23 protein-coding genes are annotated in these 26,706 nt (G+C 41.2%); 17 read left to right on the plus strand and 6 right to left on the minus strand.

All coding sequences use genetic code 11. The features are described 5' to 3' along the window. The first annotated feature begins 524 nt into the window (after window positions 1–524). Together RR876_RS08610 and RR876_RS08615 are read left to right on the plus strand one after the other, a co-directional pair. Complete coding sequence (locus tag RR876_RS08610; protein WP_332481858.1) at window positions 525–2,051, plus strand: fumarate hydratase; 1,527 nt, start codon at window positions 525–527, stop codon at window positions 2,049–2,051. 104 nt (window positions 2,052–2,155) lie between these two features. Further along, on the plus strand, window positions 2,156–2,704 hold the full coding sequence (locus tag RR876_RS08615; protein WP_332477233.1) for a DUF2059 domain-containing protein: 549 nt from the start codon (window positions 2,156–2,158) through the stop codon (window positions 2,702–2,704). 5 nt (window positions 2,705–2,709) lie between these two features. Here RR876_RS08615 and RR876_RS08620 read toward each other — a convergent pair whose 3' ends face one another. The 4 genes from RR876_RS08620 to tig all read right to left on the minus strand — a co-directional run bounded on the left by RR876_RS08620 (window position 2,710) and on the right by tig (window position 7,053). After that, entirely contained in the window at window positions 2,710–3,426 is a 717-nt protein-coding gene (locus tag RR876_RS08620; RefSeq protein ID WP_332477232.1) for a DUF2846 domain-containing protein, read from the minus strand. 158 nt (window positions 3,427–3,584) lie between these two features. Beyond that, window positions 3,585–4,895 carry an ATP-dependent protease ATP-binding subunit ClpX gene (gene clpX / locus RR876_RS08625; RefSeq protein ID WP_332477231.1) on the minus strand — a complete coding sequence of 437 codons (1,311 nt, stop codon included), beginning with the start codon at window positions 4,893–4,895 and terminating at the stop codon, window positions 3,585–3,587. 28 nt (window positions 4,896–4,923) lie between these two features. Beyond that, window positions 4,924–5,529: an ATP-dependent Clp endopeptidase proteolytic subunit ClpP gene (clpP, locus tag RR876_RS08630; protein ID WP_004692427.1), complete on the minus strand. Its 606-nt coding sequence runs from the start codon at window positions 5,527–5,529 to the stop codon at window positions 4,924–4,926. 192 nt (window positions 5,530–5,721) lie between these two features. Then, a complete protein-coding gene (gene tig / locus RR876_RS08635) occupies window positions 5,722–7,053 on the minus strand; it encodes a trigger factor (RefSeq protein WP_332477230.1) in 1,332 nt (443 codons plus the stop codon). 272 nt (window positions 7,054–7,325) lie between these two features. Here tig and RR876_RS08640 point away from each other — a divergent pair, with 272 nt between their 5' ends. From RR876_RS08640 to rdgB, 10 genes are all read left to right on the plus strand, one after another. Further along, on the plus strand, window positions 7,326–9,497 hold the full coding sequence (locus tag RR876_RS08640) for a TonB-dependent receptor (protein WP_332477229.1): 2,172 nt from the start codon (window positions 7,326–7,328) through the stop codon (window positions 9,495–9,497). A 334-nt stretch (window positions 9,498–9,831) separates the two neighbouring features. After that, the gene (locus RR876_RS08645) at window positions 9,832–12,168 is read left to right on the plus strand and encodes a TonB-dependent siderophore receptor (RefSeq protein WP_332477228.1); all 2,337 of its coding nucleotides are present in this window, start codon (window positions 9,832–9,834) and stop codon (window positions 12,166–12,168) included. Window positions 12,169–12,284: 116 nt separating this feature from the next. Further along, on the plus strand, window positions 12,285–12,968 hold the full coding sequence (locus tag RR876_RS08650) for a Fe2+-dependent dioxygenase (protein ID WP_332477227.1): 684 nt from the start codon (window positions 12,285–12,287) through the stop codon (window positions 12,966–12,968). 49 nt (window positions 12,969–13,017) lie between these two features. Then, on the plus strand, window positions 13,018–14,124 hold the full coding sequence (locus RR876_RS08655) for an alpha-hydroxy acid oxidase (protein WP_332477226.1): 1,107 nt from the start codon (window positions 13,018–13,020) through the stop codon (window positions 14,122–14,124). Window positions 14,125–14,482: 358 nt separating this feature from the next. Continuing rightward, on the plus strand, window positions 14,483–16,180 hold the full coding sequence (gene leuA / locus RR876_RS08660; protein WP_332477225.1) for a 2-isopropylmalate synthase: 1,698 nt from the start codon (window positions 14,483–14,485) through the stop codon (window positions 16,178–16,180). A 101-nt stretch (window positions 16,181–16,281) separates the two neighbouring features. After that, window positions 16,282–17,439, plus strand: a complete 1,158-nt coding sequence (locus RR876_RS08665) for a homoserine O-acetyltransferase (protein WP_126038232.1) — start codon at window positions 16,282–16,284, stop codon at window positions 17,437–17,439. Continuing rightward, on the plus strand, window positions 17,439–18,032 hold the full coding sequence (metW, locus tag RR876_RS08670; protein ID WP_004979039.1) for a methionine biosynthesis protein MetW: 594 nt from the start codon (window positions 17,439–17,441) through the stop codon (window positions 18,030–18,032). The genes RR876_RS08665 and metW overlap by 1 nt, the downstream gene beginning before the upstream one ends. Next, window positions 18,029–18,619, plus strand: a complete 591-nt coding sequence (locus RR876_RS08675; protein WP_004692440.1) for a tetratricopeptide repeat protein — start codon at window positions 18,029–18,031, stop codon at window positions 18,617–18,619. The genes metW and RR876_RS08675 overlap by 4 nt, the downstream gene beginning before the upstream one ends. Before the next feature lie 108 nt (window positions 18,620–18,727). Then, entirely contained in the window at window positions 18,728–19,195 is a 468-nt protein-coding gene (locus tag RR876_RS08680) for a hypothetical protein (RefSeq protein ID WP_195728575.1), read from the plus strand. Between the two features lie 113 nt (window positions 19,196–19,308). After that, a complete protein-coding gene (rdgB, locus tag RR876_RS08685) occupies window positions 19,309–19,935 on the plus strand; it encodes an RdgB/HAM1 family non-canonical purine NTP pyrophosphatase (protein ID WP_332477224.1) in 627 nt (208 codons plus the stop codon). Between the two features lie 119 nt (window positions 19,936–20,054). Here rdgB and RR876_RS08690 read toward each other — a convergent pair whose 3' ends face one another. Next, the gene (locus tag RR876_RS08690; RefSeq protein ID WP_332477223.1) at window positions 20,055–20,939 is read right to left on the minus strand and encodes a permease; all 885 of its coding nucleotides are present in this window, start codon (window positions 20,937–20,939) and stop codon (window positions 20,055–20,057) included. Window positions 20,940–21,097: 158 nt separating this feature from the next. Here RR876_RS08690 and tatA point away from each other — a divergent pair, with 158 nt between their 5' ends. From tatA to RR876_RS08710, 4 genes are all read left to right on the plus strand, one after another. Next, window positions 21,098–21,319: a Sec-independent protein translocase subunit TatA gene (gene tatA / locus RR876_RS08695; RefSeq protein ID WP_332477222.1), complete on the plus strand. Its 222-nt coding sequence runs from the start codon at window positions 21,098–21,100 to the stop codon at window positions 21,317–21,319. Between the two features lie 17 nt (window positions 21,320–21,336). Then, the gene (gene tatB / locus RR876_RS08700; RefSeq protein WP_332477221.1) at window positions 21,337–21,795 is read left to right on the plus strand and encodes a Sec-independent protein translocase protein TatB; all 459 of its coding nucleotides are present in this window, start codon (window positions 21,337–21,339) and stop codon (window positions 21,793–21,795) included. Then, window positions 21,792–22,571 (plus strand): twin-arginine translocase subunit TatC, encoded by a 780-nt coding sequence (gene tatC / locus RR876_RS08705; protein ID WP_332477220.1) that lies wholly within the window; start codon window positions 21,792–21,794, stop codon window positions 22,569–22,571. Before tatB ends, tatC begins: the two co-directional genes overlap by 4 nt. Before the next feature lie 172 nt (window positions 22,572–22,743). Next, window positions 22,744–24,960, plus strand: a complete 2,217-nt coding sequence (locus RR876_RS08710) for a PhoX family phosphatase (RefSeq protein WP_332477219.1) — start codon at window positions 22,744–22,746, stop codon at window positions 24,958–24,960. Window positions 24,961–24,998: 38 nt separating this feature from the next. On the opposite strand, the gene RR876_RS08715 is transcribed toward RR876_RS08710, so the two are convergent. Continuing rightward, on the minus strand, window positions 24,999–25,781 hold the full coding sequence (locus RR876_RS08715) for an NRDE family protein (RefSeq protein ID WP_332481859.1): 783 nt from the start codon (window positions 25,779–25,781) through the stop codon (window positions 24,999–25,001). Between the two features lie 93 nt (window positions 25,782–25,874). On the opposite strand from RR876_RS08715, the gene lgt reads away from it, so the two are divergent. Then, on the plus strand, window positions 25,875–26,687 hold the full coding sequence (lgt, locus tag RR876_RS08720; RefSeq protein ID WP_332477217.1) for a prolipoprotein diacylglyceryl transferase: 813 nt from the start codon (window positions 25,875–25,877) through the stop codon (window positions 26,685–26,687). Window positions 26,688–26,706: the final 19 nt, after the last annotated feature.

Here is a 26,706-nt window from a genome sequence, read left to right on the forward strand (position 1 = left end):
TTTGAAGATTTGAAGATTTGAAGATTTGAAGATTTGAAGATTTGAAGATTTGAAGATTTGAAGATTTGAAGATTTGAAGAAAGCTTAAAACAAAAAAGAAGATAAAGCTTAAGCCTGATCTTCTTTTTGACCGTACATCCAAGTCGCTGCGATATATACACAAAAGCCCGCAGCCATCACTAAACCTGTCAACATGTTCGATGTCCTATTGTTTGATGAATGCATTATGCGAAAGTTTTATGACAACTTTATGACAGTGTTGTCATATTTCAAATATTATTATTTTTACATTATATTCAATATTTTAAATAATAAATCATATTCACAAACCGAATTTATACGTGAAATATTTCATTAAATTTAGATGTTTTTGTCATATTTACCACCGTTTATAACCTCATTTTCTCATCAATTTCGTTCAACTATTAAACTTTCGGCCAAAGCCTTCGCAAAACATCCACAACCTCGGCATTTTGTCTTATAATTTAGCCCGCTAGCTATCAGCCCGCTCAAGAGATATTTGTATGACCACTATTATCAAGCAAGATGATTTGATCACATCGGTCAAAGACGCGCTTCAGTTCATTTCTTACTATCACCCACAAGACTTCATCCAAGCGATGAGCCGTGCGTATGATCGTGAAGAGAACAAAGCTGCGAAGGATGCGATCGCACAAATCTTAATTAACTCGCGTATGTGCGCAGAGGGTCACCGCCCGATCTGTCAAGATACAGGTATCGTCAACGTATTCGTTGAAGTGGGCATGGATGTTAAATTTGATTTAACTATGAGCTTAGACGATGCAATCAACGAAGGCGTACGTCAAGGTTACTTAGAAAACTCCAACGTACTGCGTGCTTCTGTATTGGCTGACCCAGCTTTTGGTCGTAAAAATACCAAAGACAACACCCCTGCTGTGATCTATCACAAACTTGTTCCAGGGAACAAAGTCGATATTACCGTTGCGGCAAAAGGTGGCGGTTCAGAAAACAAATCTAAATTGGCTATGTTAAACCCATCTGATTCAATCGTGGATTGGGTACTTAAAACTGTGCCAACCATGGGTGCAGGCTGGTGTCCACCAGGTATGTTGGGTATCGGTATTGGTGGTACTGCTGAAAAAGCCATGATGCTTGCAAAAGAATCGCTCATGGAAGAAATCAACATGGACGAATTGATTCGTCGTGGCCCTGAAAATAAAATCGAAGAACTTCGTATGGAAATCTTCGAAAAAGTAAATGCGTTGGGTATTGGCGCGCAAGGCCTAGGCGGCTTAACCACAGTTCTAGACATTAAAATTAAAGATTACCCATGTCATGCTGCGGGCAAACCAGTGGGCATGATTCCAAACTGCGCAGCGACTCGTCACGCGCACTTCCAGTTAGACGGTTCTGGTGTTGCACACATTCAAGCACCTAAACTTGAAGACTATCCATCAGTTACTTGGGATTCATCAACCTCTAAGCGTGTTGACCTCGACACCATTACCCAAGAAGAAATGAACGCTTGGCAACCAGGCGACACTTTACTTTTAAACGGTACAATTTATACGGGTCGTGATGCTGCACACAAACGCATGGTAGACATGCTAAACAATGGTGAAGAGCTTCCTGTCGACTTAAAAGGTAAATTCATTTACTACGTTGGCCCTGTAGATCCAGTCGGTGATGAAGTAGTTGGTCCTGCTGGCCCTACAACAGCAACACGTATGGACAAGTTCACACGTCAAGTGCTTGAAGCAACGGGTATGTTCGGCATGATCGGTAAAGCGGACCGTGGTCCTGCAGCTGTTGAAGCAATCAAAGACAATAAAGCGACTTACTTGATGGCAGTGGGCGGCGCAGCTTACCTTGTGTCTAAAGCAATTCGTGAAGCTGAAGTGGTTGCTTTTGCTGACTTAGGTATGGAAGCGATTTACAAATTTGTAGTGAAAGACATGCCTGTATCGGTAGCAGTTGATGTGAATGGTACGTCTATTCACGCAACAGCACCAAAAATCTGGCAAGCCAAAATTGGAAAAATTCCAGTAGTCGATGCTGCAGCGGGCTAAAACTTAAGTTTTACTTTTTTGGATACCCTTAACATGCTAAGGTCATGTTAAGGGTATTTTTTTTACCTATTTTTATAGACTTAATCAAAAGATATAGACCAACAATGAAAAAATTAAATCACATCCTTTGCGGTATTACCTTATGTGTCCTCAGCACAGCGTCTTTTGCCAAACCCGCGACCGAAGCATCGGTAGAAAAGGCGCTCAAACTGGGCGATATTAAAGGCACATTAGCGCAATCGCAGCAAGAAATGCGCCCCGTTTATGACCAGCAAGCCGAAGAAATTATTAAGAATATTTTTAAAACGTCCACACTCAATACTGAACAACAAAAAGCAGCCAAGCAAATCGCTGAAATCACGGCATCATTTAGCAGTAAATTAATTTCAGATCCAAAATTTATGCAAATGCTTAAAAACGTCTATATGCAGACCTTTACCGAAGAGGAGGTGTTGGCCAACATTCAGTTCCTCGAAACGCCTTTAGGCCAGTCCATCAATAAAAAAAGCAGCAAAATGATGAGTGAAATCATGCGTAACAGCATCGCAATGTCTGCTGAAATGATGCAAGATCCAGCTATTCAGCTGGAAATGAATCGTCAAATTGAAAAGACCCTGACACCCTTATTTGAACAAGCCCAAAAAGCACAATAGCTCACTTACCAGGTTAAAGGATTCCACAGCTTAAAGGGCTTCATCAGCTGAACATCTTCACTTGGGTCATATTTGACAGGTTTAAGTTTTTGCGCTTTCTTTCGTAGCTCACCCGTGTGTTGATCTTCTGCTACAAAGTTGTAGCTGTTGGACTTTAACTGGGTAAATGCAATTTCTTGAATCGCAATTTTTTCAGGTATAACTGCCAAAGGCCCCGAAGTATCACGGCGTGTGGATAAGTTCTCTTCATCATACTTGATGAAATAAGACTGCCCTGCTTCTACGGTAAAATCGATATATTTCGGCTTTTGAAAATGATTAATGCCCAAAGGCCGACTACTCGATAAACGATAAGTCCCAGCGGGCAGTTCGACCCAATAGTAATGATTGTTCAGCAGGCTTGGAATGCGTTCTTTATTGATAAATAAACTCGATGCAACAATTTCTTGACGGTTCCATTTTGAGTCTGGACGGTACAGATAAACCATCGCCGCTTGTTCATGCTGGGGTTGGACACGCTGAAAATGCTGTCCTAATTTTTGATTGACCCATCCACCTACGCTAAACACCCCAATGCGATACTGCTCGACCATGCCTGGGTCATGTTCAAAATCAACCTCATGACTGAGGGTTGATGTTAATTCAGGTTGTTCAACTGTCGCTTTTCCATGACAACCCAAGAAAATTAAACTGCTTAAAAGCGTAATCGTCATTGCACGCATGACTATTCCTCACGGCATATTTTTATTTTGATACTGAATTTTTAGTTTTAATCTAGGCATCCCAGCCTATTGATGCAGAGTAGCATTCCCTCTTTTTTTTGAATATAAAAAAACGTGTGAAAACACTCGATTTTCACACGTTTCAGATGAATAACAACTTAAGCGGACTTTGAGTTAATCACTTTTAAATCAACTTTAGCTGTATCTTTCTGTTCGATTCTTGGTAAACGTTCGGGCTTAAATAATGGTGCAGCCTTGCCGTTAATCACGTCTTCATTCACCACAACCATGCCAACATCAGTACGACTTGGTAAATCATACATGGTTTCAAGCAGCGTATTTTCTAAAATAGAACGTAAGCCACGTGCACCCGTATTGCGGTCTAAGGCTTTTTTCGCCACAGCGCGCAGTGCTGAGTCTTCAAAAACCAGATCAACATTTTCCATATCAAACAAATGTTGATATTGACGTGTCAGAGCATTCTTCGGTTCAGTCAGAATTTGCATCAAGGCTTCTTCGTCCAACTCTTCCAAAGTCGCAATTACAGGTAAACGACCAATAAACTCTGGAATCAGACCAAATTTCACCAAATCGGTCGCTTCAACTTGACGGAACAAGTCAGACAATTTCTTGCCTTCATCTTTCTTCTTCACTTCAGCCGTGAAGCCAATTCCACCTTTTTCTTGACGCTGTTGTACGATTTTCTCAAGACCTGAGAATGCCCCACCACAGATGAACAAGATATTTGAAGTATCAATTTGAATGAATTCTTGCTGCGGATGCTTACGACCACCTTGAGGTGGAATAGAGGCAACCGTACCTTCGATCATTTTCAGTAAAGCTTGTTGCACGCCTTCACCCGACACATCACGCGTGATCGATGGGTTTTCAGACTTACGGGTAATCTTGTCGATTTCATCGATATAGATAATACCTTTTTGCGCTTTTTCTACATCATAGTCTGCTTTTTGTAGAAGCTTTTGTACAATGTTTTCAACATCTTCACCGACATAACCGGCTTCGGTAAGTGTCGTTGCATCAGCCATAGCAAAAGGAACATCGAGAAGACGCGCCATGGTTTGCGCAAGCAAGGTTTTACCCGAACCTGTTGGTCCTACTAATAAGATATTACTTTTTGCAATTTCAACAGCATCATCGTTTTTATGTCCACCATGTGTCGCTTTAAGGCGTTTATAGTGGTTATAGACAGCAACTGACAAGGTTTTCTTTGCCACATCTTGACCAATGACATATTGATCTAGTGCCGCACGAATCTCGTGAGGTTTAGGCAAGGGTTTTGCAGCCCAGTCACCCGACTCAACTTGTTGACTGGTTTGCACCAAGTCTAAGCATACGTCCACACATTCATTACAGATGTACGCGTCCTCGCCTGCAATCAGTTTCCCAACTTCAGACTGCGTTTTACCGCAAAATGAACAATGCTTTTGTCCTTGAGGATGTTCGGACATATTCACTCCAATTCTAAACTTTTAAAACTTATGGACGTTTAGATAACACTTCGTCCACGAGACCATACTCTTTTGCAGCTTGCGCTGTCATAAAGTTATCACGGTCAGTATCACGTGCCACAGTTTCATAGTCTTGACCACTGTGCTCTGCCATTAAACGGTTTAAACGTTCTTTAATGAACAGAATTTCACGTGCATGAATTTCAATATCAGATGCCTGACCACGGAAACCGCCTAACGGTTGGTGGATCATGACACGTGCATTTTCAAGGCAATAACGTTTACCCTTCGCACCTGCATTCAACAAGAAAGCACCCATTGATGCTGCTTGACCCATACAGTAGGTCACAACATCTGGTTTAATAAATTGCATGGTATCGTAAATCGCCATACCCGCAGTCACTGAACCACCTGGTGAGTTAATGTAAAGATGAATATCTTTATCTGGATTTTCCGCTTCTAAAAACAACATTTGCGCGACAATCAAATTCGCCATGTTATCTTCAACTTCACCAGTCATAAAAATGACGCGTTCACGCAAAAGACGTGAATAAATGTCAAATGAACGCTCACCGCGAGATGACTGTTCTACAACCATTGGAACTAAGGCATTATCGATAGTTGGAATATACATACGTTTACTTATTCCTAAATTTTTTGTTACTCAACTCATAGTCACAATATGAGGGATAATTGCTGAAAATGCAAAATATTCCCAAGTAAATAACAGATATTTTTTGCATAAGCTTTGTGAACGCAAGGCCTTTTACAAACCCAGATCACAATAAAAAAGGCGCTCAAAGCGCCTTTTTTACTTTAGCTAAACTTAGCCTTGTTGACGAGCTTGTTGCTCTTTCAATAAGTCTTCGTAGCTTACAGCAGTATCGGTTACTTTAGCAGATGCTAAGATGTGATCAACCACTTGGTCTTCTAACACAACAGCTTCGATTTGCGAACGTTGTTGTTTGTCATTTTTGAAGTATTCAATCACTTCAGCTGGATCTTCATAAGAAGAAGCCATGTCTTCGATGTAAGCATCAACACGTGCTTGATCTACTTCAATTTTAGCATCAGCTAAAACTTTGCTTACCAGTACGCCTAATTTTACAGATTTTTCAGCTTGTTCTTTGAATAATTCATCTGGAAGCATGCTTGAGTCAAATGCTTTCGCACCTTGAGCACCAAACTGCTGAGTGAACTGTTGAATCATTTGTTGACGTTGACGGTCAACTTCTTGAGCAACCATAGACGCAGGAAGTTCAACTTCGTTTGCAGCTACAAGCGCATCAAAAGCTGCACCTTTCACTTGATTACGCAAACCATTTTTCACTTCACGTTCCATGTTTTTACGAACGTCAGCTTTTAACTTCTCAATGCCTTCTTCTTCAGTTAAACCGAAGATTTTAAGGAATTCAGCGTCAATTTCTGGAAGTTTTTGTTTTTCAACAAGCTTCACAGTGATTTTGAATTGAGCTGATTTACCAGCAAGGTTTTCAGCTTGGTAGTCTTCAGGGAAAGTTACATCGATAACTTTCTCTTCGCCTTTCTTCATACCAACGATGCCGTCTTCGAAGCCAGGGATCATACGACCTGAACCTAAAACAAGTTTAAAGTCTTCTGCAGAACCGCCTTCAAACTTTTCACCGTCTACTGAACCTTCAAAGTCGAAAGTGACTTGCATGTCTTTTTTAGCCATGCCTTTCGTTTCAGCCCAAGAAGCACGTTGCTTCTGAAGGTTTTCGATCATTTGATCAACATCTTTGTCGTTTACTTCAGATGCTTTACGTTCAACTTCTAAACCATCAAATTTCACGTTAACTTCTGGATAAACTTCAACAGTCGCTTCGTATACAAGCGCATCGTCTTTTAATTCAGATTTTTCAATGTTTGGCATGCCAACAGCATTGATTTTTTCTTGTTGGATCGCTTCAAATACTGTGTCACGAATAATGTCGCTTACGACTTCTTGGTAGATACCCGCGCCATATTCACGACGAACAACATTTACTGGCACTTTACCTGTACGGAAGCCGTTGATCTTCACAGTTTTAGCCGTGCGTTTTAAGCGAGCTTCGAACTGCTCGTTAACACGGCTCGTCGGTACAGATACATTTAAACGACGGGTAACACCCGAAACCGCTTCAGAAGTTACTTGCATGGCTTCCTCAATCTTTTGGTAAGAACAATTTTAAAAAGTGCCACATTATATGACAACATTGAACGATATACAAAACACCCGATTGAAACCACATATTTTTTCTTCATTTATCGTTTTTTATTTTGAATATTTTTAAATCGCTACTGATTAAGCGCAAAGTATTATATTTTTTATGTCTTTTTGTTGCAAATGATAAATATTACCATTAATATTTGCAACAACTTTGATCGCTTTTTTCAATTTTTTTCTCGTCCATCATTGGAACTCTAGTTATGAGTAAGTTTAATTTACACCCTCTTTCATTGGCATTGCTTGGGGCAATCACCACTCCTGTTTTCGCAGAAACAACAACTGAAGATTCATCTACCCATCAGCTGTCCACCATTGTGGTTTCAGCTGCTGGTTTTGAACAAGATATTAAAAATGCACCAGCTTCAATTAGCGTGGTCACGAAAGAAGATATTGAAAAGAAAAATGCAACCAGCATTGCAGACCTATTAGCTGATATTCCAGGTATCGATATTCGTGATGGTATTGGAAAAACCTCTGGTTTGAATATTAAAATGCGTGGTTTAGGCAATGACTATAGCCTGATTTTAATTGATGGTCGTCGTCAAACGACTTCTTCAGATGTCACACCAAATGGTTTTAGTGAATCCTCAAATGGCTTTTTACCACCGTTATCATCGATTGAGCGTATTGAAGTCATTCGTGGACCAATGGCAACACGCTATGGCTCAGAAGCCATGGGTGGTGTCATCAATATTATTACCAAAAAAATTAGTAATGAATGGAATGGCAATGCCACAGTCAGTGGCAATGTCATGGAGCATGGCGGCGAAGCCGACTCATGGAAAACCAGTGTTGTTGTAAATGGTCCAATTATTCAAGATAAACTAGGAATCCAATTACGCGGTTCTTATTTAGACCGTCAAAAATCTGAACGTATTCCTGGAACGTCAGGTCGTGACCCGCGTCCAAGTGAAGCAGATACCTATGATGTAGGTGGAAAACTAGCATTTAATCTGAATGATCAAAATACTTTCTGGATTGATGGTTTCCATTCAAGCCAAACCTATAAAAATGATGATAACCGTTTAGGTACACTTGATACGCCAGCACGTGCTTCTGGTTATAAAGATGAATTGGAATTTAAACGTGACCAAATCTCTGCTGGTCATGATGGCGACTATAGCTTTGGTAAATGGACCTCGTACATCAGCCAAACTCAAACTGAAACGATTGGACGTACAATCCCTCGTAATACTTTCCCAGGTAATGCTTCAGCTGGACAAGATAGAACTTTAAAAAATACTGATTTTGTTGCTGACTCTCATGTGGTTCTACCGATTGCGGATCATAAGCTAACAGTTGGTGCTGAATATAAAGAAGCTGAAATTGCTGATGACATTGCAGGTATTGGCGCTAAATTTAAAAAAGACTCTTTTTCTGTATATGCAGAAGATGAGTGGCGCATTTTAGATAATCTTGGTTTTACTCTAGGTGGTCGTTATGAAGACCATTCAGGCTTCGGTGGCCAATTCAGTCCACGCGCTTACTTAGTTTGGAATACGAATGATCATCTCACTTTTAAAGGTGGTGTTAGCACAGGTTATAAAGCCCCTTCCGCTAAAGATCTTCATAATGGCATTATTAGTATATCTGGACAAGGCACATCTTTTAATATTGGTTCTCCAGACTTAAAACCAGAAGAATCAATTAACTATGAACTTGGATTCAATTATAATAATGGTAATTTAGACCTTACCACCACTGCATTTTTTAACAAAATTGATAACTTAATTACTGACGGACCAGAATTACTGAATTGTTTCTCTACCGTAAATCCGAATGCTCCAGGCTGTGTGAGTTATGGTTCACATATCACTCAAGCCAGCTTTGCTCAAAAAATCAATGCAAACGAGGCAGAAACTAAAGGCGTTGAGCTTAGCTTAAAATATACCATCATTCCTGAGTGGGATATCAAAGCAGCATATACCTACATGGAATCAGAAATTACCAAAGGTGAAAACAAAGGTTCTTATCTGAATAACGTACCTAAAAATGCCTTTAATATGACGTCAACATGGCATATTAATGAAGCCCTTGATTTATGGTTACAACATGAATATAAATCAGAACGTAAGCGTTATAGTACTGTTCAAACAGCAGGTGATTCCGCGATTATTTACAATGCAACAAACAATAAATTAAAGGGTTACAACCTTTTCAATCTGGGTGCCAGCTATGTTGTGAATGATCAGCTCCGTTTTAACGGTGCAGTCAATAACTTGCTAGATAAAGATTTTACAAGCAATGGCACTTATATTGATGCCAATGGTAATCCTGCTTCTTATTACGACTACATGGTCATTAGTTCAGGCATGTCTGGTACATATCTACCAGGTCGTAACCTTTGGTTATCTGTTTCTTACGACTTCTAAAATTGCAGTATAGAGAACCCTGCTGCGGCAGGGTTCTCTTCATACATACCAAATATAGATCCAACATAATTTCTACATATTCTTTTGAGATACGCCTTTAAAATTGGCTTGAAAAAAGTAAATTTTAAATTCCAATAATATTATAAAAATATAATCTAATTTTCCAATTTAAATAAAAATCAAAAACTTAAAACCAGTTTATTACATTATTACATTTGTTTTTTATGCATGAATAGCTCTAAGCATCGACAATTCCAATGTAATAGTTATGCTACAAAAAATAAGAATCATTATTATTCGCATACTAATTTACAACGCTAGAACTAGATTCGTTATGGCCTTCATCAAAACACGTAAAAAGCTGGTTTCTTCAGCAATCGCTTCAACACTTTCAGTGGTTGCAGTCAATGCTGTTGCGCAAGATCAAATCGCGCAATTAGAAACAATTCACACGGAAGCGGCAGCAGAACAAAGTTTGAAAGTAGACAAATCTGCAAACAGCAAGTTCGTTGCTCCCCTACTCGACACACCAAAGTCAGTGTCGGTTATTTCTAAACAGTTGATTGAAGACACTCAAGTTACAACTTTAAGTGATGCTTTACGCACAGTACCTGGTATCACACTTGGTGCAGGTGAAGGTGGTAACCCAAATGGTGACCGTCCATTTATCCGTGGTTATAACTCTGAAAGTTCAATGTACGTAGACGGTGTACGTAACTCTACTTCTCAAAACCGTGAAATGTTTGCGATTGAGCAAGTTGAAATTACCAAAGGTTCTGCATCTGCTATGGGCGGTGCAGGTACAACTGGTGGTAGCATCAACATGATTTCTAAAGTTGCAAAAAAAGGTGACTTTTTAGAAGGTTCTGTGGGTGCAGGAACGGATGATTACCAACGTATTACTTTAGACGGTAACAAAGATTTTGGTAATGGTATTGCTGCTCGTGTTGCCGTAATGGGTCACCACAACGACAAAGCGGGTCAAGAAGATGGTACTGAATATGCACGTGCAGGTATTGCGCCAAGTATTACTTTTGGTCTAGACAGCGGCACGCGTGCAACTTTAAGCTACTACTACCTCAAAACTGATGACACCCCTGATTCAGGCATTCCATATAACAACCCTTTTGCAGCCACAAATGCAAAAGCGGGTCTAAATGGTAATGGTAAGCCTATTGATGTTGAACAAGGCATGTATTATGGCTGGAAAGATCGTGATTTCCAAAAACAAGAAAATCAATCAGGAACGATCAAGCTTGAACATGATCTTACTGATAATTTAACCATTAGTAATACTGCTGTTTATAACAAATCTAAAAATGACTACCTTTGGACAAATCCAGATGATTCAAAAGGTAACTTTTATAGTGCTACAGGGGCTTTAACAGGAAATGTTTGGGCACGTACAAACTCACGTGTCGCCGATACTGATACCTTTACAGACCAATTGGCTTTAACAGGTAAATTTAATACAGGTCGCTTAAAGCACAACTTTAACTTAGGTGCTGAGTATTCAGACCAAGAAACGGATCGTACCCAATATATTATTGATGGTTTGACCTCGACAGGTACTGCGAATAGCTCATGTAATGCAGCTGCTATTGCTTCAGGCTGGTGTACTTCTGTACAAAACCCTAATCGTGGTCCATGGACAGGCAGCATCAGTACCGAAGGCGCTGACCGCTATAACATTGAAAATAAAAACAAATCAGTTTACTTCCTAGATAGCATTGAATTTAGCCCGCAATGGATTTTAGATTTAGGTCTTCGTTGGGATGACTATTCTGCGAAGCAGACCATGACGTATGGTGCGCGTAATAGTGCTGTATTAGGCAACCCAACAGCAACACCACCTGTACTACCAACCGCTAAAGCTGGCGATCAAGTAACGATTAAAAATGACTCTGATTTTGTCAACTACCAAGTCGGCTTAGTCTACAAACCAGTCGAAAATGGCTCGATCTATGCAAGTTATGCAACATCATCAAATCCAGTTGGTGTGGATGGTGGTGATGGTTCAGAAGGTATTACTGCTGCTATTCAGAACTTAAAACCTGAAGAAGTCCGTACTATGGAACTGGGAACTAAATGGGATGTCTTGAATGACAAACTTAATTTAACTGCAGCCATTTTCCGTACCGAAAAAACCAATACACGTGCAACAACTGATGACGGTACAACCAAAAATATCGGTGAAACACGTGTTGATGGTATCGAACTTGGTGTGAACGGTAACATTACGGACAAATGGGCTGTATCTGCGGGTTATACTTATTTAGACAGTGAACTCATTGATGGTGGTTTCGAGAATATAGGAACATCTGCAGCACCAATTTATATTACGAACCGAAGCAACGGTAACCAAGTTCAAAACGTTGCTAAAAACTCTGCAACACTTTGGACTACTTACCAAGTCATGCCACAGTTAACTTTAGGTGCTGGCGCAATTGCGATGGACAAAGTCTATGGCAATGCAACAAATACCAAATGGGTACCAGGCTACGTTCGCTACGATGCTATGGCACGCTACAACGTAAACAAAAATGTTGATCTTCAGTTAAATGTCAACAACTTGACTGATACACGTTACTTTACTAAAGCTTTTGCTTCTCACTATGCAACTGAAGCTGAAGGTCGTAGCGCAGTACTGTCTCTAAACTTCAAATACTAAGTTTATAACTAAAATCTCTCTTCATCCTGAGATTTGATAAAAATAGCCTCTCATTGAGGCTATTTTTATATATGCTTAAAGACTAAATAGATCTTTCATTTTCAGCAGGTCATGTTGTGATCCATCATATTCCCAATGTTTTAAACAAAGAACAGGTACAATACTTTCGCAGTGAAATGACAAAAGTCGAGTGGGTTGATGGTAAAAAAACCACAGGATCACTCTCAAAAAATGTAAAACAAAATCAACAGCTACCTGAAGATCACCCTCTCACGCAACACTTAGGCAATATCATCCTAGAAGCGCTTGGACAACATCCACTCTTTATATCCTCTGCCCTACCTTTAGATATTTTGCCACCGTATTTTAACCGCTATGAACAGGGCGAAACTTTTGGCTTCCATGTGGACAATGCCATTCGCTGGGTAGCCGGAAGTAAAGATCGGATTCGTACTGATGTATCCTGCACTGTTTTTCTAAGCGAACCTGAAGAATATGAGGGTGGCGATTTGGTGGTAGAAGACACCTATGGCTATCATGAAGTGAAACTACCTGCGGGTGATATGATTTTATATCCATCTACCAGCGTGCATGAGGTAACACCAGTAACCTCAGGCTGCCGTGTCGCTTCGTTCTTTTGGGTTCAAAGTATGATTCGAGATGATGCTGACCGTCATATCTTATTTAATCTTGATCAAACCATTCAAAACCTACGTGTACAACTCGGTGATCAACATCAAGAAGTGGTCAAGCTCACCAGTCTGTATCATAACCTGATGCGCAAATGGGCTGAACTGTAAAACAATAATCCCAGCTCAACGTTAACTACTGTAGCAACTGGACCGTTCCATGACATCAAAAACTGTTTTGCCTCCACTCACCCAAATTCTGGCCTCATTGCAAACGATTGCAGACTATGAAATTGAGGCAGAAAAGCATCTACCTGAGATGGTCTGGCACTATTTGCAAGGTGGCGCTATGGATGAGATCAGTGTTCGGAATAACCTCGCTCAGTTCCAAAATCTTCACTTAATACCACGCATGTTAAGAGATCTCACTCAAGGCAATACGAGCTGTGAAATCTTAGGACAAAGCTTTCCACATCCTATTTTTGTGGCACCGATTGGTCATCAACAGCAGTTTCATCCTGAAGCAGAAGCAGCAACCGCACTGGCAGCGGAAGTACTCGGTAGCAATATGATTTTGAGTACCTTTACCAATACCGACATGCGCGCATTCAAACCAGAGAATCCCTTCAAATGGTTCCAACTGTACTGGCAAGGTGACCGCGATAAGTCTTTGGCTTTGCTTAAGCTCGCTGAGGCACAAAACTTCACCGCAATTGTGATCACTGTGGACTCACCACATACAGGTATCCGTGACCGAGAGCGTCGTGCTTTCTTTCACCTCCCTGAAAATATGCAGCATCCGCACACTCCTACCCATATTCCACTGCCTGAACTGCAAGAAGGCGATCATCCCGTGTTTAATGGGCTAATGAAAATTGCTCCGACATGGGACGACATCGCATGGATGGTTCAACAGACTGATTTACCCATCCTGTTAAAAGGCATCGTCAGTCCACTCGATGCACAACTGGCCATTCAACAGGGCATACAAGGCTTAATTGTGTCTAACCACGGCGGTCGTGTTTTAGATACCTGTATTCCGCCACTGAAAGCCTTGCAACTCATCAAAAAAGCAGTTCCGCATGACTTCCCTCTTTTATATGATGGCGGTATTCGTCGCGGCTCAGATGTATTTAAGGCGATTGCTTTAGGTGCTTCCGCGGTTTTAGTTGGACGACCATGTATTTATGGTCTTGCCACTGCAGGTGCCTTAGGCGTTGCCCATGTGCTTAAAATCTTAAAAGAAGAGTTTGAGATCACCATGGCGTTGATGGGTACTGCAACCCTGGCAGATATACAGCCAGATATGCTCATAGAGTTCTCATAATCTTTTCAAAAACGCGAATGAAATAAACCAAATTCGTAAAATGAAGAAAAAGATTAAACACATCTCAAAAATACACGGAAATATTTCCCCTATATATCAAATTAAAGGGAAATATTTTTTCAGATACGACTAAAAGCCATAAAAAAAGAAAAATCTTTTCGACCGAACTGGATTAAACTCTTAAATATAACGTTACAAGGTTACTCACGGTAAATCTAAGTCGTATCAAATATTTACGTTTACAAACACCCTGAAGACTCCCTTGTAAATAGAGACCATAGACACAATCTATATTCAGTAGTAGGTTGCTTTTTATTACCCACTCAAATGCAACCCGTACTATGTAAGGAGTTACCTCATGATGTTGGCTGATCCAAGTAAAAAATATCGTCGCATGTATCAACGTGTTGACTTGCCAGACCGTCAATGGCCAAACAACGAAATTACAAAAGCGCCTATTTGGATGAGTACTGACCTGCGTGATGGTAACCAAGCAATTTTTGAACCGATGGACATGGAACAAAAATTTAAAATGTTCCAAATGTTGGTGAAAATTGGATTCAAGAATATTGAAATCGGTTTCCCTTCAGCCTCTCAAATTGACTTTGACTTTACCCGTAAATTAATCGAAGAAAATCACATTCCAGATGATGTGTATATCGAAGTGTTAGTTCAAGCACGTGATCATTTGATCCAGCGTACCTTTGAGTCTTTAGCGGGTGCAAAACGTGCCATCGTGCATATTTATAATTCCAATGCACCAACCTTCCGCCAAAAAGTCTTAAATGTCGATGTTGCAGGTGCGAAGCAATTAGCAGTCAATGCAGCCAGCAAAGTCAAAGAATATGCAGCGCAATATCCTGAAACGGAGTGGGTGTTCCAATACAGCCCAGAGTGTTTCTCTGCAACCGAATTAGAAGTTGCAAAAGACGTGTGTGATGCAGTTACCGAAATTTGGGAAGCATCGCCAACCAATAAAGTGATTTTAAACTTACCTGCTACGGTTGAAGTTTCGACACCGAATGTTTATGCAGACCAAGTTGAATGGATGCACCGCAACATTGCTCGTCGTGATGGCGTGATTATCTCTGTACACTGTCACAATGACCGTGGCTGTGGGATTGCTGCATCAGAATTGGCCATTATGGCCGGTGCAGACCGTGTCGAAGGTTGTGTGTTTGGTAATGGCGAACGCACAGGTAACGTCGATGTCGCTGCGATTGCTTTGAATATGTACTCTCAAGGTGTTGCGCCAAACTTAGATTTTTCAAATATCAATGAAATTATTGCAACGGTAGAAGAATGCACGGGCTTGCCTGTTCACCCTCGCCACCCTTATGCAGGCGACTTGGTCTTCACAGCATTCTCTGGTTCGCATCAAGATGCCATTAAAAAAGGTTTCGAGTTCCAAAAGAACGAAGAAATTTGGGATATGCCATACTTACCAATCGACCCGAAAGACTTGGGCCGCGACTATGATGCTGTGATTCGCGTCAACTCACAGTCAGGTAAAGGTGGTATTGCTTACTTGTTAGAAGCCAATTACAGCGTAGTATTGCCACGTCGTATCCAAATTGAATTCTCTCAAACTGTACAAAAACGTACCGATGAAGAAGGCACTGAAATTACCGCACAAGAAATTTGGAAATTGTTCAAAGAAACTTATGTGGACACCAAAGACACGCATTACTCGACCAAAAACTACCGTTTGTATGACAACAACGGTAAGCAAGTCGTTGAGCTTGAAGTTGAAGTGAATGGTGAAACTCAGCAATTACGTGGCGAAGGCAATGGTCCAATCTCTGCAATGTTGGATGCTTTACAGTTACCAATTGATGTCTTGAGCTACGAAGAGCGTGGTATTAGCTCTGGGGCAAATGCTAAAGCCTTGGCTTTGGTTGAGTTACAAGTCAAAGGTACAGGTAAATCAGCCTTCGGTGCCGGTATTCATGACAACATTGTGACCTCATCGATTGAAGCTATTATTGCTTGTACCAACCGCTTAATTGATCAAGGTGTGTTAAGCACAGATCAAGTGATTGCTGCTGCGGTATAAGTATTAGCAATAATAATTAGCACTAAAATGACTTTAGAAGGATACCCTCAAGTGGTATCCTTTTGTTTATTAACCCCAAAGATTTAAGGCGAATTATTCCTGTGTCTTTTCCTGCTGACTCCGTGGGTATCGTTAGTCCACAAAAGTTTACTTTTGAAGAGCCCTTAGAGCTCGAATGCGGTCGTATTCTCCCTCGTTATGAACTGATGGTTGAAACCTATGGTGAGCTCAATGCAGATAAATCCAATGCGATTTTAATTTGCCATGCGCTATCGGGTCATCATCATGCTGCGGGTTACCATCATGCTGACGATAAAAAACCGGGTTGGTGGGACGCCTGTATTGGCCCAGGTAAAGCGATTGATACTTCAAAGTTTTTCGTGGTTGCACTGAACAATATTGGGGGCTGTAGCGGTTCAACAGGGCCAACTTCGCCAAACCCTGAAAATGATAACCGTCCTTATGGTCCTGACTTTCCTTTAGTCACCGTCCGTGACTGGGTTAAAACCCAAGCTATTTTATCCGATCATTTGGGCATTCAAGTCTGGAGTGCGGTGATTGGCGGTTCGCTGGGGGGTATGCAAGCCTTGCAATGGTCGGTTGATTATCCTGACCGTTTGCAAAAATGCGTGATTATTGCCAGTGCACCGAAACTGTCTGCTCAGAATATTGCCTTTAACGAAGTCGCACGTCAGTCCATTTTGTCTGATCCAGACTTCCATGATGGTCGCTATCTTGAAAATGACAGCTATCCAAAACGTGGCCTAATTTTGGCACGCATGGTCGGTCATATTACCTACCTGTCTGAAGAAGCCATGAAACAAAAATTTGGCCGCGACTTAAAGTCAGGCAAATTTATGTACGGTTTCGATGTCGAATTCCAAGTCGAAAGCTATTTGCGCTATCAAGGTGAACAATTTAGCCGTAATTTTGATGCCAACACTTATCTAATTATGACCAAAGCTTTGGATTATTTTGATCCTTCGCGTGAGTATGAACAGTCTTTAGTTAAAGCCATGTCACAGACCAAATGTCAGTTCCTTGTGGTGTCCTTTACCACCGACTGGCGTTTTACCCCGCAACGTTCACAAGAAATTGTGGATGCGCTGATCACCAACCACAAACCGGTGAGCTATTTAGATATCGATGCTGAACAAGGCCATGACTCATTCCTGTTCCCGATTCCTTTGTATGTAAAAGCATTACGTGCATTTCTGGGCGGTTCTGAACACCTTCAAGCAACTCAGGAGGCTGTGTAATGCGTATTGATCATCAACTGGCAGAAAAATGGATCAAACCTGACTCTAGCGTACTCGATTTGGGTTGTGGTGACGGTGAATTACTGGCTCATATGAGCAAAAAGCACAATATTCGCGCATATGGACTGGAAATTGATCAAGAAAAGATTGCAATTGCGGTCGGTCGCGGGTTAAATATTATCCAACAAGACTTAAACTTGGGTTTAAGCCGCTTTGCAGACCAGTCTTTTGACTATGTCGTTATGGCACAAGCCTTGCAGGCGGTAGATGCACCAGATGTTTTATTACGTGATATGGTGCGCGTAGGTAAACAGGCGATTATTACATTTCCGAACTTTGCCCATTGGAAGACCCGTTCTTTCTTGGCGCTGAAAGGAATGATGCCCGTTTCTGAAGCTTTGCCGTACATGTGGTATAACACACCCAATATCCACTTATGTACTTTCCGTGATTTTGAAGCACTTTGTGCGGAAAATAACATCAGAATTATTAATCGACTCGCTGTAAATGGGGATCAACAAGATAGTTTACTCAGTAAACGTCTCCCGAATTTGTTTGGTGAAGTCGCAATTTATCGAGTGAGCGCTCTATGAAAAAACTATTCTTAAGCACGACACTACTGGTTGGACTTTTGAGCATTCAAGCTCATGCAGATTATGTTTCCCCAACCACGTCTGTTGCGAGTCAAGCTGCACAATATTCTGTTATGGATATCAATAGCTTAATTAAAGCGGCAAAAGCAGGTCAGCCTGCTGCGCAGTTCTATCTTGCAACCAAGTATCAACAAGGTAAAGACATCTCTGCAGATGAACGACAGGCCTTTGCTTGGTACAAAGCCGCTGCAGATCAAGGTCTTTCGGCTGCTCAGCTGAATGTTGGTCGTATGCTTGCAGATGGCCTAGGCACCAAAAAAGATGAATCTTTAGCACGTCAATACTTTGAAAAAGCAGCCAGCCGTGGTGATAACCGCGCAAGCTTTAACTTGGCGATGATGGAAGAGCAAAAGAAAAACTACATGGGTGCTTACCAATGGTATGAGCTTTCAACCCGTGATGGCATGCTGGACAATAAAGTGATTACACTTTCTGAAGGCAAAAAAACAGCCTTGGCGGCAAACTTAACACAAGATCAAATTCGTCAAGCACGTGATCGTGCAGACAAGTGGATTCAAGCTCAGTAAGTCTAATTCCAAGATATCTTACTAGATCCAAAAACCGACTTATAATTAAGTCGGTTTTTTGTTAGTTTTAAAAATATAATTTTTTAAAACTGAATTCTAGACTATCTCATGAGTAACGTTGACGCTGCTATATTCAAAGCTAAGCTTGAACTTGAAACTATCACACCTGAAGAAATTCAAGAATGGGCTAGTGCGACTTTAGAAACAGACTCATCCAATGATCTAGCATTAGAAATATGTTTTTTATCAAAACCAGAAGAAGTTATAACGTACTTTAAAAAGATATCTAAAAATATTTTTTCTGTGACTTTAACAGATGAGATAATCAATGATCTATTGAAGGATTATATAAACAAAAACTTAAGTTTATTTCCAATCAAAGAGGCTCAACACCCTTTGATTCAAAAACTCTTACACTTCACAAATGTGATCGAAAATAAAGATCTCTTTGATTTATTGAACTATTATGATGACCAATTTTACCTTAGTTCAGAAGGCTATACCTCTTCTACACCAGATATTGTATTTCAAGATTTCATCAATGATTTAAAAAACTTCTTATCTAACTCAGATTAAATCAGAATTCTAAATAGATTTATGATTCACTTATGAATAACGACAATATATATCTATTCTACTTATAGAATCCGTTAAAATAGCCATCACTATTCAAAATCAGAGCAATTGAAATGTCTGTACAAGATTGGTTATCCCAAAGTACTTTAGTCCTCGCAAGCAATAACAAAGGTAAAATTGCGGAATTTGAAAAATTGTTTGCAGAACTCAACTTGCCTGTTGAAGTGATTGCTCAAGGTAAATTGAACATTGAAGATGCCATTGAAGATGGTCTGAGCTTTGTCGAAAATGCGATTATTAAAGCACGCCATGCTTCTAGAATTTCAGGAAAACCAGCCATTGCAGATGACTCTGGGATTTGTGTCCCAGTTTTAGGTGGTGCACCGGGGATTTACTCTGCGCGTTATGCAGGTGAACATGGCGATGATGCTGCCAATAACCAAAAGCTATTAGCTGAGCTCAAGCCACTGCGTAAAGACGGTCAAGCGATTGAAGGCATGTTTGTATGCGTTTTAGCGTTAGTACAACATGCCGATGATCCTCTCCCGCAAATTTTCCAAGGCATTTGGAAAGGTGAAGTACTAGAGGCTGCTCGTGGTGAAAATGGTTTTGGTTATGACCCACTGTTCTGGTTACCCGAGTTAGGGCTTTCAAGTGCAGAAATGAGTAAAAAAGAAAAAAATAAAATCAGCCATCGTGGTCAAGCGATGCAACTGTTTAAAGCCAGTTTAGAACAATAAAAACTAAGCTGCGCAATGTTGCCCCTTCTCCCCTCGGGGAGGACGGTGGCGAAAGATTTTCTATATTCTCCTCTATCACCCTTGCGCAGCACTATGCATTTCTAGCTAAAAGTGAGTGCTTAAATCACAGCGAATACATGCAGCAATAAACCATAAATACTCACCACGACACAGCTGATGATCGTACCTGAAGCAATGTATTTTGCCGACATGCCTGTACCCTGATAATGCGTTTCCAAAGCCACAATATTGGCTGCTGGCGGTAAACAGAACAATAAGAACATCACGCCAATATATTGTTCAATATTAGGAATAGCGAGATAACGATAACTCAGCCCACACAACACCACGCCACATGCTAATTTTAACAAAGCCGTCTGACTACTTTGCCACAAGTCCGCTTTATCAACTTTGGTGTGCCTTAACCACATGCCCAATACACACATGCCAGAGAAGCTCATACCAAATTTGGCTGCACTATAAACCACATCAATCAGATCATGCTGTGACCAATGTTGCACCCCAACGAAACGAAAAATAAGGGCCAACATCAAAGCAATCATGGGTGGAGCACAGAGCACTTTTTTTAAAATAAATGAAAAAGCTAACGGTGTTTGGCTCACAGCTGTCACTGCCCAGAGATTGCCAAAAATAGAGCCACCGATATATAAGGCCACCATTGCTGGACTAATTTTTGTGCCAAACAACGCAATCGCAAAAGGAAAGCCTAACCATGCCATATTGACATAACTAAAACATAGGGCGCTTAATTTATTCTTTGAAAAATAGAGGAAAAAGTAAAATAAGAGCACTGCCACGACAAAACTGAATAGCATCAGACTAAAGCTACCAGCCTGATAAAACACCATGTTGTAGACAATAACAATCGGAATAAAGCAACGCGCTAAAAGACTTGAAAAGCCAGTTTTCAACCGTGCTGCCAAAGGAGTAGATGCAAGCAATAAACCACTAAGAAAGGCCAACAGAGGGAGCAGCAACGTCACTTCAATATCCTTGAAATTTCACCGAATCATCATAACACTGCTTTTTCTCAAAATCTGTGCGAAGCAATCCTTTTGTCTTGAAATTGAAACATCATCGTCACCGCAATGTCACACAAGCCTGTTGATATAGGGAAAACGAAAATGATGAGGATCTACCCATGGCGGGATTATCAATTTGGCACGTACTAATTTTTGCAATTGTGGTTATTCTTCTTTTTGGTACAGCCAAACTTAAGAACTTAGGCAAAGATGTCGGCGGTGCGGTGAAAGACTTTAAAAAGTCGATCCGTGATGAGGATGCTGAAACAGCTCAGCTCAATGAACCACGCACCTTAGAACATCAAAATAACAACACAACCAACTCAACCGTCAAACATTAAGTCATTGGAGTTTTGCGATGCTCAATATCGGCATGACAGAGCTTTTGGTGTTTGGCATTATCGCACTATTGGTTCTTGGACCAGAGAAATTACCTGAAGCGGCGCGCTTTGCGGGCAAGTGGTATGGCAAAGTCAAACGCATGGTCAGTAATGTGCAAAATGACATTGACCGTGAGCTACGTATGTCTGAATTACGTGAGCAAATGCAAAATGAAATGAAGCGAATTCAGGAGCTTGAACAAAAGATGCAAGCTCAGATGCAACACATACAACAACAAAATATTTTGGCAAATGAAAAACACCAAGAAACTGCCACACTCGATAATAAAAATATCTCCCATACTTATCAGTATGTGAATCAAAAGGCACCTGTATTACTGACACTTCAGCCTATGAAACACAAGTCATCTGTAGATTCGGTACCTTATTTAGGCTGTGTTCAAAATAGCTTTGAACCGATGCGGGAGGCTGTATGAAATCTAACAACTTAAGCCCTGTAGTGACGCAAGACTCAGAGCAACTGCTGCTTGAAGAAATGCCGATTACTAAGCACTTGATCATCTTAAGAGGTCATTTATTTAAAATCGTCGGTTTAATTCTCATTTTGTTTTTTTGTTTATTGCCTTTTGCCAATCATAGCTACCAAATGCTATCTGAACCCTTACGAGCACAACTTCCAATTAGCTCATCTATGATTGCAACGGATGTTACCGCCACCTTTATGGCACCATTTAAACTGAACTTTTTTGTGGCTCTCATGCTGGCCATGCCTTTTATCATTTATCAGCTTTGGGCTTTTGTAAAACCTGCGCTATACGAAAAAGAAAAATCACTCGCAACCCCCCTTTTGATTGGTAGTATTGCTTTGTTTTATGCTGGTGTGGCTTTTGCTTATTTCATTGCGCTGCCATCCATTTTGCACTTTTTTATCAGTGTTTCCCCTGACACTGTGGCCCCCATGACAGACATCAACAGCTATCTCAGTTTCTGTCTAAAACTGTTTTTGGTTTTTGGCTTAACATTTGAAATTCCTATTGTTACCTTGATACTCATCTTGATTGGGGTGGTGAGCACACAACAATTGGTTGAAAAACGAAAATTCATTATTGTCGGCTGTTTTTTTGTTGCAATGTTTGTGACCCCACCTGATGCTCTTTCGATGATTATGCTCGCGATACCGATGTGGCTTTTATTTGAGATTGGTCTCTTTTTTGGAAAACTGATTGAAAAAAAGCGAGCGGCTGAAGCTTAAACTCCACAATTGAAAACAATGAGCAGGCAAAATTGCCTGCTTTTTTTATGGCTAAATGTGCTACCGATCATTTCATGTTTTTGACATATAAACTTCACCACGCTGTCATATTGACGCTTTACCTTGTTTGTAACTTTCTAAAAACGACCAAGCAAAGACGCTAGGAAAACTTATGACTGAGCAAATGCCTTTTAACGACGATTATGATAGTAATAATTCGGGGAATGCTGAATTTTCAGAACTGTTTAATAAAAAAATTACACGTCGTGATTTAATCACCAAAACTGCAGGTGGTGCTGTTGCACTTACATTAGCAGCGTCTTTGACGGGCTGTGGTGGTGACGACAATAACGACTCGACACCCACAACACCAGTTACACCAGATAAAAACCAAACGCCAAGTTCACTAAAGTTTAAAGCCGTAAATAAAAACGTGTTGGATCAAGTTAGCGTTCCAGAAGGCTATGAGGCACGTGTTCTATATGCGCTTGGTGACCCGATTTCTAATGGACTCACAGAATGGGACGAAAATAATATTCCAACAGGTGCTTCATTTGTTCGTCGTTCTGGCGAATGTCATGACGGTATGACTTTCTTTGGCATGACCAATAGCCGCTTCGATGCAAACCAATCAGACTCAGGTCTATTGGTTATGAATCACGAATATGTCGATGACAAAAAAATTCTACACCCTGCTGTTAATACAATTAATGCAGCAGTTCGCTCAGAAGATGAAGCACTCCGTGAAATTAACTGTCACGGTGTTTCAGTGATTGAACTGAAAAAAGACAGCAAAACGCAACTGGTAGGCATCAATAAATCTTCTGTGTTTAATCGCCGTGTTACCGCTGCTTCACGTATTGAATTTACTGGTCCAGTGAAAGGTAGCAACCTAGTTAAAACCAAGTTCAGCCCAAATGGCGATTTCGGTTTAGGCACCATCAACAACTGTGGTAATGGCTATACTCCTTGGGGCACCTATCTAACTACAGAAGAAAACTTTAACCAGTATTTCTCGCGTGATGACATTGGTCGTGATGCCAATAGCATTGTGGCATTAGACCGCTACAAAATTCCTGCGGCAAGCTCATACAAATGGCATACCGTCAAAGCCACTGAAGACTCACGTACAAATGATATTAAAGACCTTAATATCCAAGATATCTATGACCGATGGTTAACCAAAGTATCGGGTGCTGAAGCAAAAGATGACTTCCGTAACACGACAAATACCTTTGGCTGGATTGTTGAGATTGATCCTTTTAATGGCAGTCACACCCCTGTTAAACGCACCGCACTCGGTCGTTTTGCACACGAAGACTGTCGTGCAAGCCGTGCTATTGCAGGTCAGCCACTCGCATTCTATATGGGTGATGACTCTCAAGGCGAATATATCTATAAGTTTGTCTCTGACGCACTTTGGGATGCTAAAGATGTCAATGGTGGTTACACCGCTGGTGACAAATACATGAACAGCGGCAAACTGTATGTTGCGAAGTTTAACTTTGATACAGCGACACAAAAATCAACAGGCGAATGGGTTGAACTCAATATCAACAACCCACTAATTTCAGCTTACGCAAAATACAAATTTGCAGATCAGGCTGACGTCTTGGTAAATACTCGCCTTGCAGCAGATGCAGTGGGTGCAACCAAAATGGACCGTCCAGAGTGGGTTGCAGTCAATCCAAAAAATGGTGAAGTCTATGTGACTTTAACCAACAACAGTAGCCGTGGTACAGCTCACCCACTGGACTCTGCAAACCCACGTAACTATGCAGATGCCGACAAAGGCGGTAGTCCTAAAGGAAATATTAACGGCCATATCATACGTTTCAAAGAAACTGGAGATGTCGTTACTGCATCAACCTTTACATGGGACATTTTCCTATTCGGCGCTGAACAAGACTCTGTTCAAGATGTTAACCTGTCAAAACTTGGCGCAGACAATGACTTTTCAAGTCCAGATGGCATGTGGTTCGACCCACGTGGTGTATTGTGGATTCAAACAGATGATGGTTCATATACAGATGAAACCAACTGTATGATGCTCGCAGCGCTTCCTGGTCAAGTCGGCGATGGTCAAGTTAAAACGACAGCTGGTTTACCAACGCCTACAGGTGCGGAGCTAGACAACACCAAACTCCGTCGCTTCCTCACTGGCCCTGCAGGTTGTGAGATTACAGGCGTTACGATGACACCTGATTACAAAGCTATCTTTATCAACATTCAGCACCCTGGTAATAATTGGCCTGCGAATCATCCATCTGCATTAAATCTAAGCAAAGCGGTATTAGGCTCTCGCCCACGTTCTGCCACATTAGTCATTACACGTGTAGATGGTGGTGCAATTGCTGGAGAGGCATTGGAAACGACCAAAGCCTCTTAAGTCATTCCAAAAAAAATGCCGACTTATGTCGGCATTTTTTATGATTTAAAGAGTACAGCCTGTTCCGTGATTTTTCCTTTGAACTCACCCTGCTGCTGCTTTTCAAGCCAAGACCATTGTTCATGGGTCATGCGCAGGAAGTTAGAACAGCGTGTCCCATAAATAGGGCTTTGAATAAAGGTCGAAGACAGTAGCTCTTCCATATCCTGACTAATGCCAGTTTGTGGCAACAAGTCTGAAATAATCTTGCGCTCATCCTCCAGAATATCCCAAGCCGTTGTCTCTAAGTCGCTTTGTAAAATATGGGATTGTTGCAACATCGGTAAGAACTCTTGGGTAAAGCGCTTACGTAAATGTTTGGTTTTTTCCCAATGTTCCGTCATCAAACCATTCGACACCACATACACGCCTTTCGGAAGAACCTGTGGTGCTTCACCACGATTGCTCATATAGACCGCCTGATGCCGATTCCCCATAAAAAGATTAAAGCCCGCATAGTCACATTGTTTTTTCTCTAATTCTTGAGCAAAACGAATCGGGGTTTGTTCAGACTCTAAAAAGGATTGAATCAAATGTCCACGAGACGTTGGATAGCTGGTTTGATCCTTTCCATCGCGAAAGTTGGTTAAAACTGCCCAACGTCCTGTTGGTGTTATACCCATCCATGTGCCGCCAGACTGCAAATCTTGCCCTGCAATAATCGGGCTATTTTCCCATTGCTTTAAATGGCTCGAAGGACGCTGATAGAACTCATCTCGATTTGAAATCAAACACAATGGCATCTCATCCAAGACCTGCCATGCTATTGCCACAATACACATAAACGATACTCATCATCTTTACACATTGAATGTACAACATTTTTCATCTCTTTCAGCTAAAATCTGTTCAAAACATAATGACTAGGAATATGCATGCTGACCTATCCAAATATTGACCCCGTCGCAATAGCACTTGGCCCTTTACAAGTTCATTGGTACGGACTGATGTATTTATTGGCCTTTTTGTTTGCTTGGGGACTTGCAAGCTACCGCGCGAAAGAACGAGGTTGGACACCGGACATGGTCTCCGATCTGATCTTTTATGGCGCTCTAGGTGTGGTTATTGGTGGTCGTGTCGGTTACGTCTTCTTTTATGGCTTTGAGCAATTCCTTGCCAACCCTATTTGGCTATTCCAAGTCTGGACAGGCGGAATGAGTTTCCACGGTGGCTTCTTGGGCGTAATGCTTGCCATGCTGTTCTGGTGTAAGAAATACAAAATGACTTGGTTCCAAACCCTCGACTTTATTGCGCCATGTGTCCCTACAGGGCTCATGTTTGGTCGTATTGGTAACTTCATTGGCGGAGAGCTTTATGGTCGTCCTGTTGCAGACCCAAACTTTGCACTGGGTATGATTTTCCCAACTGACTCGCTACAGCTAATTCGCCATCCTTCTCAGCTCTATCAGGCCTTTTTTGAAGGGTTATTGTTGTTCATCGTACTGTGGTGGTTCAGTTCAAAGCCACGCCCACGCATGGCGGTTTCAGCGTTATTCCTGATCGGTTATGGTATGGCCCGCTTCATCGTCGAGTTCTTCCGTGAGCCTGACAACGGACAGCTATTCATTGCATGGATGAGTAAAGGTCAATTCCTCAGTCTACCAATGATTCTGGTCGGTGCGTGGATGATGTGGTATGCCTATCAAAAGAAAATCTATGATTGGGGTCCACAAAAGAATAATGGCTAATCCGATGAACGGATTAAAT

This window comes from Acinetobacter sp., assembly GCF_036666595.1.
Taxonomy (GTDB): Bacteria; Pseudomonadota; Gammaproteobacteria; order Pseudomonadales; family Moraxellaceae; genus Acinetobacter.

What these genes read in the sequence shown, in the direction of transcription:
- RR876_RS08610 (WP_332481858.1), top strand. Translation starts at nt 525, where the DNA reads ATGACCACTATTATCAAGCAAGATGATTTGATCACATCGGTCAAAGAC.
- RR876_RS08615 (WP_332477233.1), top strand. Translation starts at nt 2,156, where the DNA reads ATGAAAAAATTAAATCACATCCTTTGCGGTATTACCTTATGTGTCCTC.
- RR876_RS08620 (WP_332477232.1), bottom strand. Translation starts at nt 3,426, where the DNA reads ATGCGTGCAATGACGATTACGCTTTTAAGCAGTTTAATTTTCTTGGGT.
- clpX (WP_332477231.1), bottom strand. Translation starts at nt 4,895, where the DNA reads ATGTCCGAACATCCTCAAGGACAAAAGCATTGTTCATTTTGCGGTAAA.
- clpP (WP_004692427.1), bottom strand. Translation starts at nt 5,529, where the DNA reads ATGTATATTCCAACTATCGATAATGCCTTAGTTCCAATGGTTGTAGAA.
- tig (WP_332477230.1), bottom strand. Translation starts at nt 7,053, where the DNA reads ATGCAAGTAACTTCTGAAGCGGTTTCGGGTGTTACCCGTCGTTTAAAT.
- RR876_RS08640 (WP_332477229.1), top strand. Translation starts at nt 7,326, where the DNA reads ATGAGTAAGTTTAATTTACACCCTCTTTCATTGGCATTGCTTGGGGCA.
- RR876_RS08645 (WP_332477228.1), top strand. Translation starts at nt 9,832, where the DNA reads ATGGCCTTCATCAAAACACGTAAAAAGCTGGTTTCTTCAGCAATCGCT.
- RR876_RS08655 (WP_332477226.1), top strand. Translation starts at nt 13,018, where the DNA reads ATGACATCAAAAACTGTTTTGCCTCCACTCACCCAAATTCTGGCCTCA.
- leuA (WP_332477225.1), top strand. Translation starts at nt 14,483, where the DNA reads ATGATGTTGGCTGATCCAAGTAAAAAATATCGTCGCATGTATCAACGT.
- metW (WP_004979039.1), top strand. Translation starts at nt 17,439, where the DNA reads ATGCGTATTGATCATCAACTGGCAGAAAAATGGATCAAACCTGACTCT.
- RR876_RS08675 (WP_004692440.1), top strand. Translation starts at nt 18,029, where the DNA reads ATGAAAAAACTATTCTTAAGCACGACACTACTGGTTGGACTTTTGAGC.
- RR876_RS08680 (WP_195728575.1), top strand. Translation starts at nt 18,728, where the DNA reads ATGAGTAACGTTGACGCTGCTATATTCAAAGCTAAGCTTGAACTTGAA.
- rdgB (WP_332477224.1), top strand. Translation starts at nt 19,309, where the DNA reads ATGTCTGTACAAGATTGGTTATCCCAAAGTACTTTAGTCCTCGCAAGC.
- tatA (WP_332477222.1), top strand. Translation starts at nt 21,098, where the DNA reads ATGGCGGGATTATCAATTTGGCACGTACTAATTTTTGCAATTGTGGTT.
- tatB (WP_332477221.1), top strand. Translation starts at nt 21,337, where the DNA reads ATGCTCAATATCGGCATGACAGAGCTTTTGGTGTTTGGCATTATCGCA.
- tatC (WP_332477220.1), top strand. Translation starts at nt 21,792, where the DNA reads ATGAAATCTAACAACTTAAGCCCTGTAGTGACGCAAGACTCAGAGCAA.
- RR876_RS08710 (WP_332477219.1), top strand. Translation starts at nt 22,744, where the DNA reads ATGACTGAGCAAATGCCTTTTAACGACGATTATGATAGTAATAATTCG.
- RR876_RS08715 (WP_332481859.1), bottom strand. Translation starts at nt 25,781, where the DNA reads ATGTGTATTGTGGCAATAGCATGGCAGGTCTTGGATGAGATGCCATTG.
- lgt (WP_332477217.1), top strand. Translation starts at nt 25,875, where the DNA reads ATGCTGACCTATCCAAATATTGACCCCGTCGCAATAGCACTTGGCCCT.